General features: G+C 61.4%; 16 protein-coding genes and 1 pseudogene. All 17 read right to left on the reverse strand.

Annotated elements, in window-relative coordinates; genetic code table 11:
- Positions 1–15: 15 nt before the first annotated feature.
- Positions 16–1,050, reverse strand: coding sequence for a contractile injection system protein, VgrG/Pvc8 family (locus J5M56_RS05955; protein WP_207870277.1), 1,035 nt, complete (start codon positions 1,048–1,050; stop codon positions 16–18).
- Positions 1,051–1,054: 4 nt separating this feature from the next.
- Positions 1,055–1,261, reverse strand: a complete 207-nt coding sequence (locus J5M56_RS05960) for a tail protein X (RefSeq protein WP_186478698.1) — start codon at positions 1,259–1,261, stop codon at positions 1,055–1,057.
- The gene (locus tag J5M56_RS05965) at positions 1,236–2,081 is read right to left on the reverse strand and encodes a phage tail protein (protein ID WP_207870279.1); all 846 of its coding nucleotides are present in this window, start codon (positions 2,079–2,081) and stop codon (positions 1,236–1,238) included. Before J5M56_RS05965 ends, J5M56_RS05960 begins: the two co-directional genes overlap by 26 nt.
- 9 nt (positions 2,082–2,090) lie before the next feature.
- Positions 2,091–4,310 (reverse strand): hypothetical protein, encoded by a 2,220-nt coding sequence (locus tag J5M56_RS05970; protein ID WP_207870281.1) that lies wholly within the window; start codon positions 4,308–4,310, stop codon positions 2,091–2,093.
- A gap of 125 nt (positions 4,311–4,435) precedes the next feature.
- Positions 4,436–4,738, reverse strand: coding sequence for a phage tail assembly protein (locus J5M56_RS05975; RefSeq protein WP_060479493.1), 303 nt, complete (start codon positions 4,736–4,738; stop codon positions 4,436–4,438).
- A gap of 10 nt (positions 4,739–4,748) precedes the next feature.
- The gene (locus tag J5M56_RS05980) at positions 4,749–5,258 is read right to left on the reverse strand and encodes a phage major tail tube protein (protein WP_186478702.1); all 510 of its coding nucleotides are present in this window, start codon (positions 5,256–5,258) and stop codon (positions 4,749–4,751) included.
- 13 nt (positions 5,259–5,271) lie between these two features.
- The gene (locus J5M56_RS05985; protein ID WP_207870283.1) at positions 5,272–6,438 is read right to left on the reverse strand and encodes a phage tail sheath family protein; all 1,167 of its coding nucleotides are present in this window, start codon (positions 6,436–6,438) and stop codon (positions 5,272–5,274) included.
- A gap of 86 nt (positions 6,439–6,524) precedes the next feature.
- Entirely contained in the window at positions 6,525–7,217 is a 693-nt protein-coding gene (locus J5M56_RS05990) for a tail fiber assembly protein (RefSeq protein ID WP_207870286.1), read from the reverse strand.
- A 7-nt stretch (positions 7,218–7,224) separates the two neighbouring features.
- Positions 7,225–9,915, reverse strand: coding sequence for a tail fiber protein (locus J5M56_RS27225; RefSeq protein ID WP_347709418.1), 2,691 nt, complete (start codon positions 9,913–9,915; stop codon positions 7,225–7,227).
- Positions 9,916–10,713 (reverse strand): annotated as a pseudogene (locus tag J5M56_RS26720) (phage tail protein); the annotation flags it as partial.
- Positions 10,706–11,314, reverse strand: a complete 609-nt coding sequence (locus J5M56_RS06000; RefSeq protein WP_060479498.1) for a phage tail protein I — start codon at positions 11,312–11,314, stop codon at positions 10,706–10,708. The pseudogene J5M56_RS26720 and the gene J5M56_RS06000, both read right to left, overlap by 8 nt.
- 1 nt (position 11,315) lies before the next feature.
- Positions 11,316–12,197, reverse strand: coding sequence for a baseplate J/gp47 family protein (locus tag J5M56_RS06005; protein WP_186478705.1), 882 nt, complete (start codon positions 12,195–12,197; stop codon positions 11,316–11,318).
- The gene (locus J5M56_RS06010) at positions 12,194–12,520 is read right to left on the reverse strand and encodes a GPW/gp25 family protein (RefSeq protein ID WP_060479500.1); all 327 of its coding nucleotides are present in this window, start codon (positions 12,518–12,520) and stop codon (positions 12,194–12,196) included. The genes J5M56_RS06005 and J5M56_RS06010 overlap by 4 nt, the downstream gene beginning before the upstream one ends.
- A gap of 74 nt (positions 12,521–12,594) precedes the next feature.
- Positions 12,595–13,155, reverse strand: a complete 561-nt coding sequence (locus tag J5M56_RS06015) for a phage baseplate assembly protein V (protein WP_207870292.1) — start codon at positions 13,153–13,155, stop codon at positions 12,595–12,597.
- Positions 13,152–13,649, reverse strand: a complete 498-nt coding sequence (locus J5M56_RS06020) for a hypothetical protein (protein WP_207870295.1) — start codon at positions 13,647–13,649, stop codon at positions 13,152–13,154. The genes J5M56_RS06015 and J5M56_RS06020 overlap by 4 nt, the downstream gene beginning before the upstream one ends.
- 11 nt (positions 13,650–13,660) lie before the next feature.
- The gene (locus J5M56_RS06025; RefSeq protein WP_060479503.1) at positions 13,661–13,999 is read right to left on the reverse strand and encodes a phage holin family protein; all 339 of its coding nucleotides are present in this window, start codon (positions 13,997–13,999) and stop codon (positions 13,661–13,663) included.
- Positions 14,000–14,473: 474 nt separating this feature from the next.
- Complete coding sequence (locus tag J5M56_RS06030; RefSeq protein ID WP_060479509.1) at positions 14,474–15,211, reverse strand: S24 family peptidase; 738 nt, start codon at positions 15,209–15,211, stop codon at positions 14,474–14,476.
- Positions 15,212–15,309 lie beyond the last annotated feature (98 nt).

The raw sequence follows: 15,309 nt of genomic DNA on the forward strand, positions 1-15,309 counted from the left end.
TCCTTGTATCATCGTTCAAGCCTTGAGCGCGGCCTGACGGCGGGGCGCAGGTCCTTTGGTGTTGACCTTGCCCGCCTTACCGCCATTGCCCTGCACTGTGGTGCGCCAACCCGAAGCGCTGAACACCTGCTCCACAGCATCGAGTTGATAAGGCCCATCAAGGCCATCGGCAAAACCCTGCAGCTCGACACTGCGCTCGGCGAACAGGTCGGTACGGCCCGGTAGGTCCAGGCGAACCTGAGCGGTTTCGCGGTTGAAACTGGCCAGGCGAGCACGCCCAGCCTGTTCGGCAGCCGCGCGATTGGGGTAGAGGTGCCGGTCGGTGTGCTCCGGCCGGCCGCCTTCGGTAGCCTGCTCGTTGACCATTTCGATAGTCTGCGATGCCCCAGTGCTGGTGTTCTGGTAACGGGTGCGCACCGCTTTGCGGGCGGCTTTGTCGTCCAAGCGAAAATGCCACTGACTGACCTCGCTGCGGGCAATGCCAACCACCCCCAGAGGCTTACCAGAGGCGCTTAGCCCAGCCTGACGCGGCAGCACCAGCAGTTGGCCATCGCCGAGTTTGGCCGTGCAGTCATACTGGCGGGCCAGGCGCGTGATGAAATTGAAATCCGACTCGTTGTACTGATCGACCCTGGGCACCTTCACCAGAACCGGGCACACCGTCTGCCAGCCGTTGCGCGCGCCAATGTCGGCAACGATGCGCTGCAGTGGCACCGCCTCCCAGCTCCCACTGCGGATGGTCCTGCCCGTGCCACGCAGGTCACTGGCCTTGCCGCGAATCACCAGGGTATCGGGAGGGCCGGACAACTCAACCTCATCGACGGTGTAACGCCCCAGCCGGGTCAGCGGTTGGCCGGCGTAACCCAGGTGCACTTCGAGCAGCGCACCACGCGCTGGCAACGCCACGACACCTTCGCGGGCGTCGATGCGCAGCTCGAAGTCGTCCGATTCCATGCCCGGTTTGTCGGAGGTACGCAGCAACAATAGGCGGTCGTTGATCAGCGCGGTGATGTCCTTGCCGTCGGCCTGAATACGAAATATCGGTTGCATGGCATCAGTCCCACAGCTGAACGACTTTGGCCGGCGCTGGTGTCAACGGCGGCAAGCGGATCATGACCCCACTGCGAAACGGCTGGGCCTGTTCAGCCAACCCCTGATTGGCTTGTAGAACAGCCTCGACGCTGCCGTCCAGATGCCCGTAGAAGTGCTGACAAAGGGTATCGAGCAGGTCGCCCTCAGAGGTTTTGCATATCTTGTCCATAGCTGATGAACTCCAGTGAAAATCCTTGTTTTCGGGGGATACCACCGGCCAGCAAAGCGCCTTGTTCCTCTTCGATGCGGGTCAGGCACCAGGTGCCGAGCACTTCGCCGTAGCCTGTGGTAAGCGACAGGGGCAGCAGTTGGCGGCCGATGCTGCGCAGTGCCTGCAACTGGCCCAGGCCGCCCTTGAAGCCAGGGAAAATCGCGCCACGAATGCTGATGCTTTCATCGCCCAGGCTGACCGCCTGCTGAGCACTCTGACGGCTCAAGCGCTCCTGAGCGGCCCAACGAAATTGCGTCTGACGCCGCAGCTGATCGAAGGCGGTGGTATCGAGGTTGAAGTAGTACGGTGCGGTGTTAGGCTGCAGCGGCTGCAAGACCAAAAGGTGCGGGAACGGTTTGATCGCTTCGGCTGCTGGGGTTGCCTGCGGCGCGAAGCCGAAGGTCGAAAGTACCCCGTTGGCCGCCGAACGTACGTCCCCCACCACTTGCCCAATAGCCGCGCCGGCCTTGCCCAGGTGTTCTTCAAAGGCATCGACGCGGTCGCGCACCTTGCGCACCACTTCGAGGCTTTGGTCATACTTGGCCACCACCTTGTCCACGCGCTGCTTGGCGGCATCGATGGCGCGCATCGTGCGTTGCAAACGCTTGCCGATTTGCGGGCCGATCCATGGCAAGGCTTGGAGTTGACTGGCTGCCTCCTTGGCATGGCCAACCGCCTGGTTCATGGGGTCGAGCATGGCATCGGCACGCCGCCGCCCCTGCTCGCTGGCCTTGACCAGTGCATGCAAGCCACCTTGCAACTCATCCAGGTAGGTCATGGGTGCTCCTCAGGGCTGTGGTTGATCGGCCATTTGCACCGCGCGCGCCTGGCGCATCAGGTCGTCGAGCACGCGACGGGCAATGGCTTCCAGTTGCTGCAGGGTGTTAGGGTCTTCAAAGCTGTTGTTGAAGGTCACGGGCATGTTGGCGGTGAAGGTAAAATGCTGGGTCACCTCCGGTGGCGTGGCCACAGGCTGGGGGCCAGTGAGCGGCTGGGCAGCCGGAGGTTGAGCCGGGCGTTGCTCGGCCTGCTGGCTATTAGGGGAATCGCCAGCGCCTAGTACCGTTGCAAGGGTTTTGCCCAGCCAGCCGCCAGCAGCCTCACCGCCGTTTGCCAACAACGCACCGCCCGCCCACCCCACCAGGCCACCTATCACGGTGCCTACACCCGGGATGACCGAACCAAGTGCCGCGCCAGCCGCAACACTTGCCAAGCTGCCACCAAGCCCACCGACCGCACGGCCATAGCCTTCCATTTTCTGGGCAGTGCTGCCCTCGCCGCTGGCGGTCTGCGCGATCTGCCCGGCAGCGTTCAAAACTGCCAACGCCGGGATCCGTTTGAGCAGCGGGCCCGCTGGGGCAAGCCGCGTAAGGGCAGCCGGCATGAGCATTTCGAACATGGGCGAGACACCGCTAGGCTCGCTATTGGTTAACGGCTGAGCGGGCTGCGGCATGCCAGGCAGCTCTGCCGCCTGCCCTGGCGCTGGCAGCGTCGCATCACTGCGTGGGGTTTGCGCATCGTCCTTGGTGAACCCTCTGACCGCACTTGCCCCGGCCAGATCACCAATGGCCTCACCCACATACCCACCAAGCTTGCTGCCGTACTTTCTACCCCAGCGGCCTTTGCCCAGTCGCGGCAAGGCAGCCCCGAGCATCCGACCGGCCATTCCGCCCAGCGCGCTGCCTACTCCGCGTGCCCGCTGTTCATTGTCGTCAGAGGTGATCAGCGCCTTGCCTACCTCACCGAGCAGATCGATGCGGGTCGCTTGCCACTGCTGACGCGATGCATTGGCAGCGCTTCGTCGGGTAGCACGCGGCAGTTTGCGCACGCGGTTGCGAACAACATGCCCGGCGACGACGGCCGATAGGCCGCCGGCTAACGCATGACCAAGCCCTGGGGCTGAAGGCGGTTGTTGCTCAACGCTGGGTTCAGCGGTTTGTGCAGAAAACGAAGGGCCAGAGCTAGGCTCGGCGGCTATTACTTGCGCAGGTTCAGCCCTGACCCAATCATGCAGAATACCGCCCCCTGCATCCCCCAATGCTTCGCCCAGATAACCACCCAGTTTGCTTAACTGCTCACGCTGCGCCTTACTTGCTTTGCGCTTGCCACCCGTCTTGCCAAGCAGTGGCACAAGCGTTCCGAGCAAGCGCCCTGCGGCTTCCCCCACTGCCGCGCCAGCACCCCGCGCAGCCTGGCGACCATCGTCGGCGGTAACCAGCGCTTTGGTGATCTTGCCCACTGCATCGACGCGGCTGTCTTGCCACTGCTCGCCAACTGCCTTGCGCGCCTGCCGCTGGTTGCGAGGTGATTGGCGGCCTATCAACCAACGCCCGCCTCGGTAACCTCCATAGGCCACCGCCCCCAGGCCGGCAGCCGCCAGCGTGGCCCGCCCCAGTGTGGCGGAAGCTGTCGCCGCTTCAGACCTGGCCGCTGGCTCGCGTGGCTGCGCGGGGGCTGGTGGCGCCATGTTTGGCGGCTGCGGCCGAATGAAAGGCTGACTCGATGCCTGCGCCGGGGGCGGCATCGGCTGTGGGCTGGATACGGGGGCTGAGCCCAATTCGGGCAGGGTGCTCGACTCAGCAATGGGTGCCTCGTTGCGCGGCACGACCGCGCGCTGAGGGTGTTGCACCATCGTGTGCCATTGCTGAAAGACATTGACGGTCATCGAGCCCGAAGCCGGGCGCAATCGGGACAGCCCTGCGATGACATTGCCAAGCATCTGGTAATGCTGGCGCAACCTGGCGATTGCCACGGTTTCATCCTGCAGATGCGATGCTCGGCCTTGTTTTACGTGTTGCGGGGCCTGGGCCGTTTGCTGCTCGATTTCGCGCAGCTTTTCAAGCTCCAGCCCCAGCCGGATAACCTCGCCGACAAACCGTCCCAGGCGGATGCCATCGACCTGCCTGCGCAGACGTCCAACTTCCTGCTGCCGCAGGTCGATGACCTGGCCCAATGGTTTGCTGACAGTCACACCGAACCCAAGGGTGAACAGCTGTGTGCTCGCCATGAAGTCCTCCTGTTCAGGGCGCGAGCCACCAGACCATGTCGCTGTACGACATGGTCATGAGCTCGCTGGCGGAAAAGTTCAGCTCCTTGGCCAGCCGCTTGGCAGCGGCCTTCTGCCGGGCCGGATCAAAGTTCGTCGTCCTGCACCAGGCGAAAATAGCCGCTTTGCAGGCGGCCATAATCTTTCAAGGCAAGGCTTTCGAGGTCTTTGATACCGACCTCGGCCAGGGATGCGAACAGGTTCAGTTCACGCTGTTCATCATCGCCCCCACCGCCGGCCTGGGCGTTGCGGATATCGCGTACGGTGGGCGCGCGCAGGGACAGGCTATCGACCTGAATCCCATTGGCCTCACTGGGTCGCGAAAGGCGCACGGTGACACGGTCGGGGCTGAGGGTCAGCCACTTCGGCTGCGGTTTCGCTTGTGCCATGGTCGCCTCCTTACAGGCCCAGCGCAGCGCGCTGGCTAGCCAGTTGGTCGACGCCATCGATGACGCGTTTCATGCCCAGGGCGTCGATCTCGTAGACCAGGCGCCCATCGACTTCGAGCTTGTAGTAGGTCAGGCCGACGCTGTGCTTGATCTCGGCTTTGTCGCCGGACTTCCAGTCGCCCATGTCGATTTCCTTCAAGGTGCCACGCAGGGTGACCACCACTGGGTTGATCTTGCCCTTGAGACCTTTGAAAGCACCGCGGAAGGTGCCATTGAAGCCGCTGCCGTCGGCCAGGCCGAAGAACTTCAAGGCCTCACGGCGCACGCCGGTGGTGGTGAAGGCAGCTTCCTGCTTCTCCATGCCCAGGTCCATCTCGACCGGCATGTCCATACCGCCGGGGCGATGTTCTTCCATTTTCAGGGTGAGTTTGGGCAGGGTCAGGCTGGGTACATCGCCCTGGAAGCTGACGCCATCGACGAACAGGTTCAGGTTGGCCAGGGTTTCGGGAATCATTGCCATGTAAATGCGCTCCTTAAGCGGCGGAATCGAGAACTTCGGTCAGCCACTGGTTAGTGACTTCAACGCGGAAATTGGGGTTTTCGGCAGGTGGCACGTCGGTGAAGCGGATGTTCCAGTACACCTTGCCCTGTTCGAGCTGGCTGGCAGTGTTCAGCTCCGGGTCGGCGAAGACCTCGAAGTTGATGATCGCGCCCTGGTTCTTCAGGTCGCGCATGAAGGCCTGCAGGCCTTCGGTCACGTCCTTGACGTAGGTGGCGGTGATGGCGCGGTCGACCGCCCATTTATGGCCGTAGAGAATCGCGTCCATGACGATGTCCATGGTCCGCACGCGGGTGACGAAGGCCCATTTCGGGTCGCTGGACAAGGTGCGGTTGCCCCACAGACGGAAGCCATCATCGCGAATGATGGTGGCGATGTTGGCGTTGTTCAGCAGGTTGGCGCGGCAGCTGTCGTCGCCATCGAGGAACTCCACCGGGCGGGTGGTACCGGTGATGCCAACGAACTCTTTGTTCGATGGCGAGGCCCAGAAGCCGTACTCGCTGTCGGTCCAGGCGAACAGCCCGGCGACCCAGGCCGAGCCTGGGGCATCAACGGTGGCTTGCGCGCCGTTGTCCCAGTACTGCACCCCGGGGTCTACCATGAAGGCGCGCTTGGCACCGAAGTTCTCGGCATAGTCGATGACCGCTTCGTCGGTGGTGTTCGGGCCGTCGATGATGGCGATGCCGCGCAGTTTGTCAGCCAGCGCGACCAGTGCGGTGCCAACTGCTTGGGTGGCGCTATGGCGGGGTGCGGTAAGCAGACGCGGCTGGGCATTGAAACGGCTCTTGCCGTCGAGCAGCGCTTGCAGGCCGGTGCGCTTGCCATCGGCCTGTACGCTGCCGATGATCGCTGCGGTCTGCTCGGCAGCATCGTCCAACTTGGCTACGCCACAGGCGACGATGACTGCCTTGGCGCGGTTGTAGATGGCCCGGCAGGCCTTGGTGATGGCGGCGTTTTCGCCGAAGGCGGCGACGGCTTCACGCTCGCTGGTGATCAGCTGCAGTTCGTTGGCCTTGGCTTTGGCATCGGCACCTTCGGTAAAGGTATCGACCAGACCGATGATCGAGGAAGAAGGCAGCGCGATGTTGCGCGCGCCGGTGTCGACGTTGGTTACGGTCACGCCGTGAAAAAAGACACTCATAGATTCATGCTCCAGATATGAGAAAGCCCCGCATGCGGGGCCTTGTGTTACAGCGGAAAAGAAAACGCCCCGCGGGTGCGGGGCGCTCAGGTAAGTTGCGAAGTGAGCCAGGCGGCCAGCGCTTCGTCGTTGGGGCTGATTGGCCAGTCATCAGCGGTTGGAACCTTGGCGGTAATGTCCATACGGCTGAGCTCAACGCGGTAGACCTTCCAGGCCGTGAGCGCTGCCACCTCTGCTTCGCTGGCCATTTCGAGGTCGACGGCATCTTGCAGCGTGCCGATGCATTCTGTTGAGTACTGGGTGGCCAGCGCCTGTTTGCGGTACGCCACAACCCGCGCCGCCTCGGCAATGGCGGCCTCGTCTGGCACCCACTGTTCGCCTTCCCAGGTGTCGAATTCTGTCGACGGGGCTTGGAGGGTGTAGCCCTCTGGCAAGTCGCCCAGCGCAAGCCACTGTCGGGGCTCGCCGGTGTCGGTGGTGTAAACCGTGGCGCCGCGGTGGTCAGGGACGATTTCCCAGCCGTTGCTGTCACGGTTGATCAAGGCGGCAACGCCAGCTTTAAGCTCGGGTGGGTCGATTTGGTAGCTGTGGGCGGGGATTAGCCAGATGCCAGGTTCAAGCGGGCTGGGATCGGCCTCTGATGCGCAGAGATACTCGCCGGTACCCCTGTGCACATTACATACCTTTGGCGGCTCTGTGCCCGGCTGCTGCCACCAAGGCAGTGCCACTGATGGCTCCTGCGGTGCTGAAGGTTCGATCAGCTCAAGAACTCTTGTCATGGTTACCTCAATATTTGATGCAGGCTAAGTAAGCCCGGTTGGCCATGCGGGTTTCGTTGCCGCCGCTTGAATTAATGGTCAGCCCATGAGTGTGATTCACTGAGGTTGACGTGGTGACGGTTTGAATGCCGTCGCTCATCTGATCGCCAACAACGGCGTTTCCGCCCTCGGTTAAAAACTCAGCCGCAATTCGCTCTCGCGCGAAGCTCGCCGTATGCGAATGCGCACCTGCACTAGTGGCCACACCTGTATGTGTATGCGAAGCGTTCTGGCCGGCCTGAGCCGAGAACAGCGCCCGCCCCGCGTCAGCCGAGTTGAGGCCATCTGTCCATGCACGGTCAATAAGCTCGCGGTCATCCGGCAGATTGAAAGTACTCGAGCCGTCGCCGGCACCAAATTGAGTGCCGATGACGGCAAACAGCGCCGCGTAGGTGGTGCGCGATACAGCGGCACCATTTCGCTTGAGCCAGCCAGGCGGTGGTGCAGTCAGCGCGAAATGTCCTACCATGCCGGGCGGAGTCGCACTAGCGATTGCCGAGTTGAGCTGATCGAGCGTCGCCACTTCCTTAACTTTGCCTCGCGCCGAGACAAACCAATTGCTTCCGGAGGACGTCAGCTCAATCCACTCGTAGGCCTGCAGCGTTAGCTTGTCACTGGTCCCGTCTTCTTCAGATATCTTGCCAGCCGCCACCGTCAAGGTTTGCGTCGAAGCGCGGGGATTGCGGAGCGTCACAACTGTGCCGGCAGTTACGTTTACCGAGGAAGGCAACGTCACAGTTAAAGCGTTGGCATTGAACTGAAATAACGCACCCATATGAGTCGTTGTGTTCAACGACTGACTGGTCGCCAATCCGACGGCGGCCTGCGGCCTGAAACTACGTGACGTGTTGCTGATCGCCGACAAAACACTGTCGAGAGTCGGCACCTCTTCCCACGCCGTCCAATTGGCTACACCATTTGTTGCACCGTAGGAGCAACGATGAAAAATTTTGTTCACGTTCTGCGGGAAGAACAATTGGTGTGTGTAGTACTGCGCATTAGTGCCAACCACAAATAGGATGCCGCTTTGGAAAGCTGGCCCATTCGCTGCACCATTGACTTGATAGGATCCGCCCACGTTCAAGGTGTTTAGGTCAATTCCTGTTGCCAGGTCTAAAAGATCAGGCGTACCCCATCCCAACGATGCCAACAGGTTGGCGACATATTGCGTACTCGCTGCGTTCGCCGACCGATCCGTCGTTATGCGAGTTGGCACACCCACATCGCCTGTTAAAACAGGGCTAGCAACTTTTGCCAACTCAATCGGCGCTCGCCATGTGCCGTCAGCGTTACTCGCGCGGCCAAAGAATCGATCTTGGTAGGGGATGTTCGCCAATTCGAAGCCGCGCGTAGTCTGATATTTGCAGCGCATCACAAAGGCAAAGTCGGGATAGGGGCTAACCGATGCCTGGTAGTAATAGTTACCTGCAGGGAGAGCGGCGAACTGTTCCGGCGTTGTGCCGGCGCCAACCCCAGCCGCAGTCCCAGTGCCCATGCCGAACGAAGATAGGGTGTTGTGAACAAACGCCGTTGTGGCGACGCTAGTGTCATTGTCCCCAGTAGAGGGCGTAGGCGCCTTCGGATCACCCGTGAAAACTGGCGATTCCAATGTTGCCTGAGTCGACCAATCCGACCAACCTCCAAAACCTGCCTTCCAGACTCGCCCCCATGCGGCCCAGACAGCCCCATCCGTCCGATAGAAAATCTGGTTAATTCGTCCGGTCGTTGCATTCACGCTATTGCGGCTGCTTACAAGAAGGATACCGAAAGTCTCCGGCTTGTTTCCTGTAGTGACCGAACCCACCTGATACCAACCCGTTGCCAGCGTGGGGTCGTCAATATCGGCAACCGAGGTGGCTAGTTTGTTCTGACCAAGCCCGAAAGCCTTCATTGCCTCTTGCACAAAAGCGGTAGTTGCAATGCTAGTGTCGCTGTCTCCCACAGGCGGCGTGGGCGCTTTCGGGTCCCCAGTTAAAACCGGAGATAAAAGCCCGGCGAACGGAGTCCAATCGGACCACACTCCAGCCACTTGCGACCGCCAGTGCAATGGACTCCCGGCAGCAGTCAATTGGCTGAGTATTTGCAGACAGCCGGTGCCGTTATAAGGAACAGTGAAACCGGTGACTGCCCCCGTACCCACGCTATTAGCCGCACCGCCTGCCGCCCTCCAAAACCCGCCAGAGGTGGCTAAATTCAAATCAGTGATTAGGGCCGGGCTTTGAGTACCGACTCCAAACGCCGCCATGGCAGCCTGAACAAATGCGGTGGTGGCGATACTGGTGTCATTGTCGCCAACGCTCGGCGTCGGAGCTCTAGGGTCCCCGGTTAAAACTGGACTGACCAGCGGCGCCTTCTTCGCCAACTCGTTGACCATAGTAGTGGCAAAGTTCGGATCATTGCCGATAGCCATCGCCAGCTCTTTCAGCGTGTCCAAAGCCGCAGGCGAAGAATCCACCAGACCGGCCACAGCACTGGCCACCGCCGTCGCAATCGCCGAAGTAGTTTCAGCGCGAGAGAAGGTTTCGGACTTGGTGTAAACATCCGTGATGCCATATCCCGCGACCGTAGTCGGGTTGGTCGCCGCCACCACGCGGCCGTACTTGTCGACCTGCACGCTGCGGTAAGTGCCGGCCGCCACGCCACTACGACCGAACGCCATTTCAAACGACAGCGCCGTAACCCCCAGGGTAATCGGCGCGTCGGTGACCAACTGCCATGCACTGTCGCTGTTGACCGTGCCCTTCTCCACCAAAACCAGCAGGCCGGGGGTAACCTTGGCACTGCTGTTGGCATCGTCGCAACGGCTCCAGGCAGCGCCCGGCACTACCGTATAAAGGCCGTTATCCCTGGCTGTGGTCTGATTTTTCACCAGCACTCGAGCACCGGCCGTCAACGGCACGCCGTCGATGGTCTGTAGGCCGCTAAGGGCGATGTTGGCCGTAGTGGCCGCCAATACTGAGTGCTTGAAGTCCTGGCGCGCCAATTCCTCGGTAACCCATTCGCGGGTAGCCAGCACCACGCTGGGATCAATCTTCAACTGCACATTAGCGGCGCTGCTGACCACCAGGCTCATGCGCAGCACTTGAGTGCGCCCTGAACCCTGCGAGAGCACGGGCTTGTAGGTCGGCGCGCAGTTGGCCACCGCCACCAGGTCGCCAGCTTCGTCGTACAGACCGATCTCGCGAATCCATTTACCGCCGATATCGGCTGGAATTACCTGCTCGGCAATGATGATCGAAGCGTCTTTATCATCGACCTTGAGCTGATTGAGCGGCGCCCGGCGCCACTCGTTGATCAATCGGGTTTGTGTGGCATCAGGGGTAGGGTCGGCGCCGTTGGCGTCACCCACGCCCATGTGTGTGATTTTCCAAGCAATGCCTAAGGCATCAGCATTGGCTTGCTTGGCCGCGCCCACATTCGTGAGGATCGCGTAGAACTGGGAGTTCTGGTCAACCATGTGCAATTTCCAGTGTGTCGATTGTTGTCTCACGGCCACCGCGCCCAATCACGCCAATGACCTCGATGTCTCGCTGCATGGGCGGATACACCTCGCAGATGTCGCCGTCGCTGATGTTCATACCCAGGTACACCTTTGCGATGGTTTCCAGGCTGATTTCCAGGCCGACCATATGCCGGCTTACCGGCCGTGCGTCGTCGAGCAATGCCGTCAGCTCGCGGTAGGTGGCGTCGCTGATGCCGGAGTCCGATACGCCGACCTTGAGCGCGAAGGTTCCGGCGGCACCTTGAGGCGACGTCCGCCACCACTCGACCACCTCGATCAGATAGCCGAACGGCTCAACCACGCGCCGCAGAGCGCCAATCGTTCCTTTGTGCTTATGGATATAGAACGACGATTTGATAACTGACCGCTTGACGTCATCAGTCCATCCTTCATCCCAGCGATCTACCGACCACGCCCACGCCAGCTGATACAGCAAGGCCGATGGGCAGGTGTCTGGGTTATAGAGCTGGCGCAGGCTGACCTTGAGGTCTTCATCGCCTGCTCTCTCAATGGCACCCTCCAACGCTGTGCGGTTGAGCGGCAATAGGCTCTGCATGTCAGCCACCTCGCTTCAACGTAAAGCCGCTGCACCAGGCTGCCTGGGCCTTGCTGGGCAGTATGTCGGCCCAGCCATTGAGCTCGACCCGGCTCACCCCGTCGATATGCAGCTGTGCATCGATACCTGAGCGTGCCACTTGTACGCCCAGCCGCCGGCGCGGGTTGATCCAGGCGGCCAGGCGCCGCTGGCACTCGGCCAGAATCGCCTCGTACTCCGGGCCGTTGTCCGCCAGGTAGAGCACGGCGTCTATGCGATAGGGCAGCACTTGAGCGCTGCGCACGTTGACCCGGTCGGCAACCGGGCGGATGTCGTCGTCGTTGAGGTAGGCCGCCACCTGTGCCAGCAACTCGGCGCTGGCCTGGCCGTTGCCCTCCAGGCTCAGTACGGTTACCTCCACCACGGCCGGCGACGGGCTTTCGGCGGTGGCGTCAGCCACCTGCCCCGATGCGTTGCGGGCATGCAGGATGTAACTGTTACGTGGCCCGGCGGTGGTCAGGCCTTCATAGACCAATTGGATCCGCTCACGCAGGGCATCGTCGGCCTCAAGTACCGCCTCCACGGGCGGGACGCTGGTCAGGTCCTGCGCTTGGATAACCAGGCGCTGCAGGCTGACGTTCGCAGCCAGCTGGTCTAGGTCGCCACCCTGGGCGTAAGCCAACAACAGCGACTTTGCAGCATCGTTGATACGGGCCCGGTTGAGCAGCTTGCGATAGGCGCCCACCTCCAGCAGCTTGGTGACTGGATCACTCTCCAGATTGGCGTTCCAGGCCTCGCCCAGGTAATCGCGAAAGGTCTCGAGGTCAGCCTGGTACAGTGCCTCGTAATCAAGGTCTTCAAGCAGCTGCGGCGCTGGCAGCTTGGACAGATCCACCTGACTCATACGCTCACCTCTACCAAAGCTTCATCACCCAGATAGCGGCCGCTCAAGGCCAGACTCACCTGACCATCGAGCACCGCCACCACCTTGACCCGCTGCAACTGCAAGCGCGGCTCCCACCGGCCCAAGGCGCGGGCCACTTCCGCTTGCACGGCGCTTTTCCAGCCCTCGTTGACCGGCAGGTCGACGAAACGCCGCAACTGGCTGCCGTACTCCGGACGCATACGCCGGCTGCCTTGCGGTGTGCTGAGGATGTCCTCAATGGACTGGCGCAGATGATCGATGCCGCTCAGTGGCTGGCCGGTGCGACGGTCCATGCCGATCACGGTGCACCGCCCTGTTCATGGCTATGCATGGCATTCTCCTGAGATGAAAGAAAGCCCGCATGGGCGGGCTCTATTCAATGTTTGTGGTTGGCTGTGTTGCCGGCGGTATCGATGATCCGCCCACCGCCGTTGATGTCGCCGCTGACCTGCAGCGGGCCGTCGATCGTGACCTTGCCTGTGAGATTGATCGCTGGGGCCTGTAGGCTGATCGACGCGTCGGTGACCAGCACGCTATTGGAGCCAACCTTGATACTCACGCTGCCGCCAGGCAGCTGAATGTCATAGTGGCTCGCCTGCCAGTCGTAGCTGAGGGATGCGCCATCGGCGAACCGCCAGACCTCGACCTGTTCGCGGTTGTCCGGCGCATTGCCGGCATTGCCATACAGGCCGGGTAGAAAGGTGCCTTGGGCAGGCTCACCACTGGGGCTGAGCAGCACGCCCTGCTCCCCCAGGCTGGGCGCCCGCCAGTGCCGCGCCTGGCCGGCCGCCTGGGCATGCCAGCGCAACCAAGCGCTGGTCCAGCCACTGCCGTCCGACACACGCACCCGGGCAGCGGCAAGGTCTACCGCCACTACCCGGCAGGGAATGATCAGGCATGCCAGCATGCGGTCGTGCATGGCGCTGACGTAGCTCATGAAAGGTCCTCGGGTGCAATGTAACGCGCTTCATTACCCAGGCCGATCTCAGGCGCAAAACCCAACACGAGGCTGCCCGGAGGCTGGTCCGGCCAACTCCAGCGAGGCTCACCCAGCAGCACCGGCTGGTCCCAGCGCACGGTCCAGGCGCTGCCCTCGAACTGCGCCTGGACATTGCGGCTGGCTTCGACGAAATCCAGTGCCCAATGCTGCTGGCGCAGCAGATCCATCAACTGTGCGGCCAGCAGGCTGCCCTGAAGCCGCGCCTCGGGGTTGGCGCTGTCGGCGGTGATGTCCGCCTCGAAGGTGGCGATCAGCACCGAGCGGCCATCGCGCGGCGCTGCATCTGCCGTCATTTGCACGATGCCGTGGCGCAGCGCCGGTCTCTCCGGGGCATTTCCTACAGCGGTATAGGCATCTACCGACGCAAGCTCCGGCATCGCCTCACGAATAGTTGTTGTCACTGCCGCGTGCAAAGTGGTCAGTTCACTCATGCATATTCTCCTTATCGCTCGTCGGCTTGCGTGCTGTCGCGCAAGCCCAGGCGCCGGATCGCCCAGCGTTCATACAGCCGCATGGCGACATCGGCGCCGCCGACCGCAGTCATGCAGCCAAATGCACTGGCCGCCCAGATCGACAAGCCGCCGGCATACAGCAGCATTACCGTCGATACGCCGCAGACCATGCAGGCCCCGGAGCGCAGCGCCAGGCGTCGCAGCAGCGACCAACCGGTGGCGCCGGCCTTGTCTGCCCGCCACATTTCACCGCTCAGGCCGCCCAGCAATGCCAGGACGATCACCAGCCAGAGCGGCATCTCCAGCAACGCTTGTTGCTCGTTCGTCACTGTCCTGTCTCCTGTATGGATGCCCGCTGGCAGGGCCAGCAGGCGGGTTTGTTGGGTATTGTTCAAACACTCGGCATTCCAAAAGGCCCGGCTCGCCAGGCCTTTGAGTAATGCGTTGGTTCAACCGCAGGCCACGACTGGTGACGCCATGCGGTTGCGCTTCAAATTGGTGTCTCCGACCGCGGCCGCCTGCCCGCCGGATAACTGTTCGTGGTGCTTTACGCTGCACACCCGGGCCAGTTGCCAACCCTCTGGACAGTTGAGGCCTGTCCATCGCTGCCTGTGTAACAACCGGTTTCTGTCCGGCTTGAGACACAGGCTATGCATTAGTGCATATGCAGTCAATGCATTTCTCACTATTTTTATGCATTAGATTTTGCTCATGTGCATGCAGGCTATGCGCCGCCTGCCTTGTAGGGCTTTTCTGCGGACGAAAAAAAACCCGCCGTAGCGGGTTTTTATGGAGAAAGGCTGTTAGCGGGCGTACATGCCCCACCAGAACACATGGCCGAGCAGGCTGATCTGCTCATCCTGCATTTGCTGGAAGCTGTAGTCCTCGTCGGGGTGTTCGTCGCGGTTGAAACTACGCAGGCGGATGCCGGTAGGTAACCGATAGACCTGTTTCACTCGCAGTTGGCCGTTATGGTTGATGGCATAAAGATCGCCATCGATGATATCGCCGATAGAGCATTTGCCTGTATTGACTCCAACTGTCGCGCCATCGCGCAACACCGGCAGCATGCTATTACCCCGCACCGTCACGCATTTGGCATGGTCAAATTGCACGCCGTTGTGGCGCAAGCTGCGTTTACCGAACCGCAGCCGCGCTCGCTCGCTTTCTTCGATGACGAATCTTCCTGATCCAGCTGCCAATTCGACCTCACGTAGGAAAGGTACAGACACCTCGTCGTCCTCGACGGGGGTTTCATCATCCCACAGGCTGATATCGCTGAGGTCCGCATGGCCGTGGGCGGGCAAGGTCGCCTCGCGGGTTTCGCCCAGCTCGGCTCGACCGCGCAGTTGTTCGGTGGTCACGCCGAAGTAGTCGGCAATTTTCGACACGTGCTTGTCTGAAGGATCGACTATTTTGCCAGCCAGGATACGCGACAGGGTCGATTGCGGGACGCCCGTGCGCCGGTACAGCTCTGTAGGGGACAGGCCGTGGCGGTCGAGCAATTGTCTGAGTACAGTGGCTACATTGCGTATTTGCATAGCGTGCATAATGCAGCCGCGCGCGCATAAATGCAATGCACCTGGCCCGCCTGCATCTGCTTGAAAAAGCCTGTACCATTGCCGGTTTGAAAATCGCC

Source organism: Pseudomonas sp. 51_B, assembly GCF_017491595.1.
Taxonomy (GTDB): Bacteria; Pseudomonadota; Gammaproteobacteria; order Pseudomonadales; family Pseudomonadaceae; genus Aquipseudomonas; species Aquipseudomonas promysalinigenes.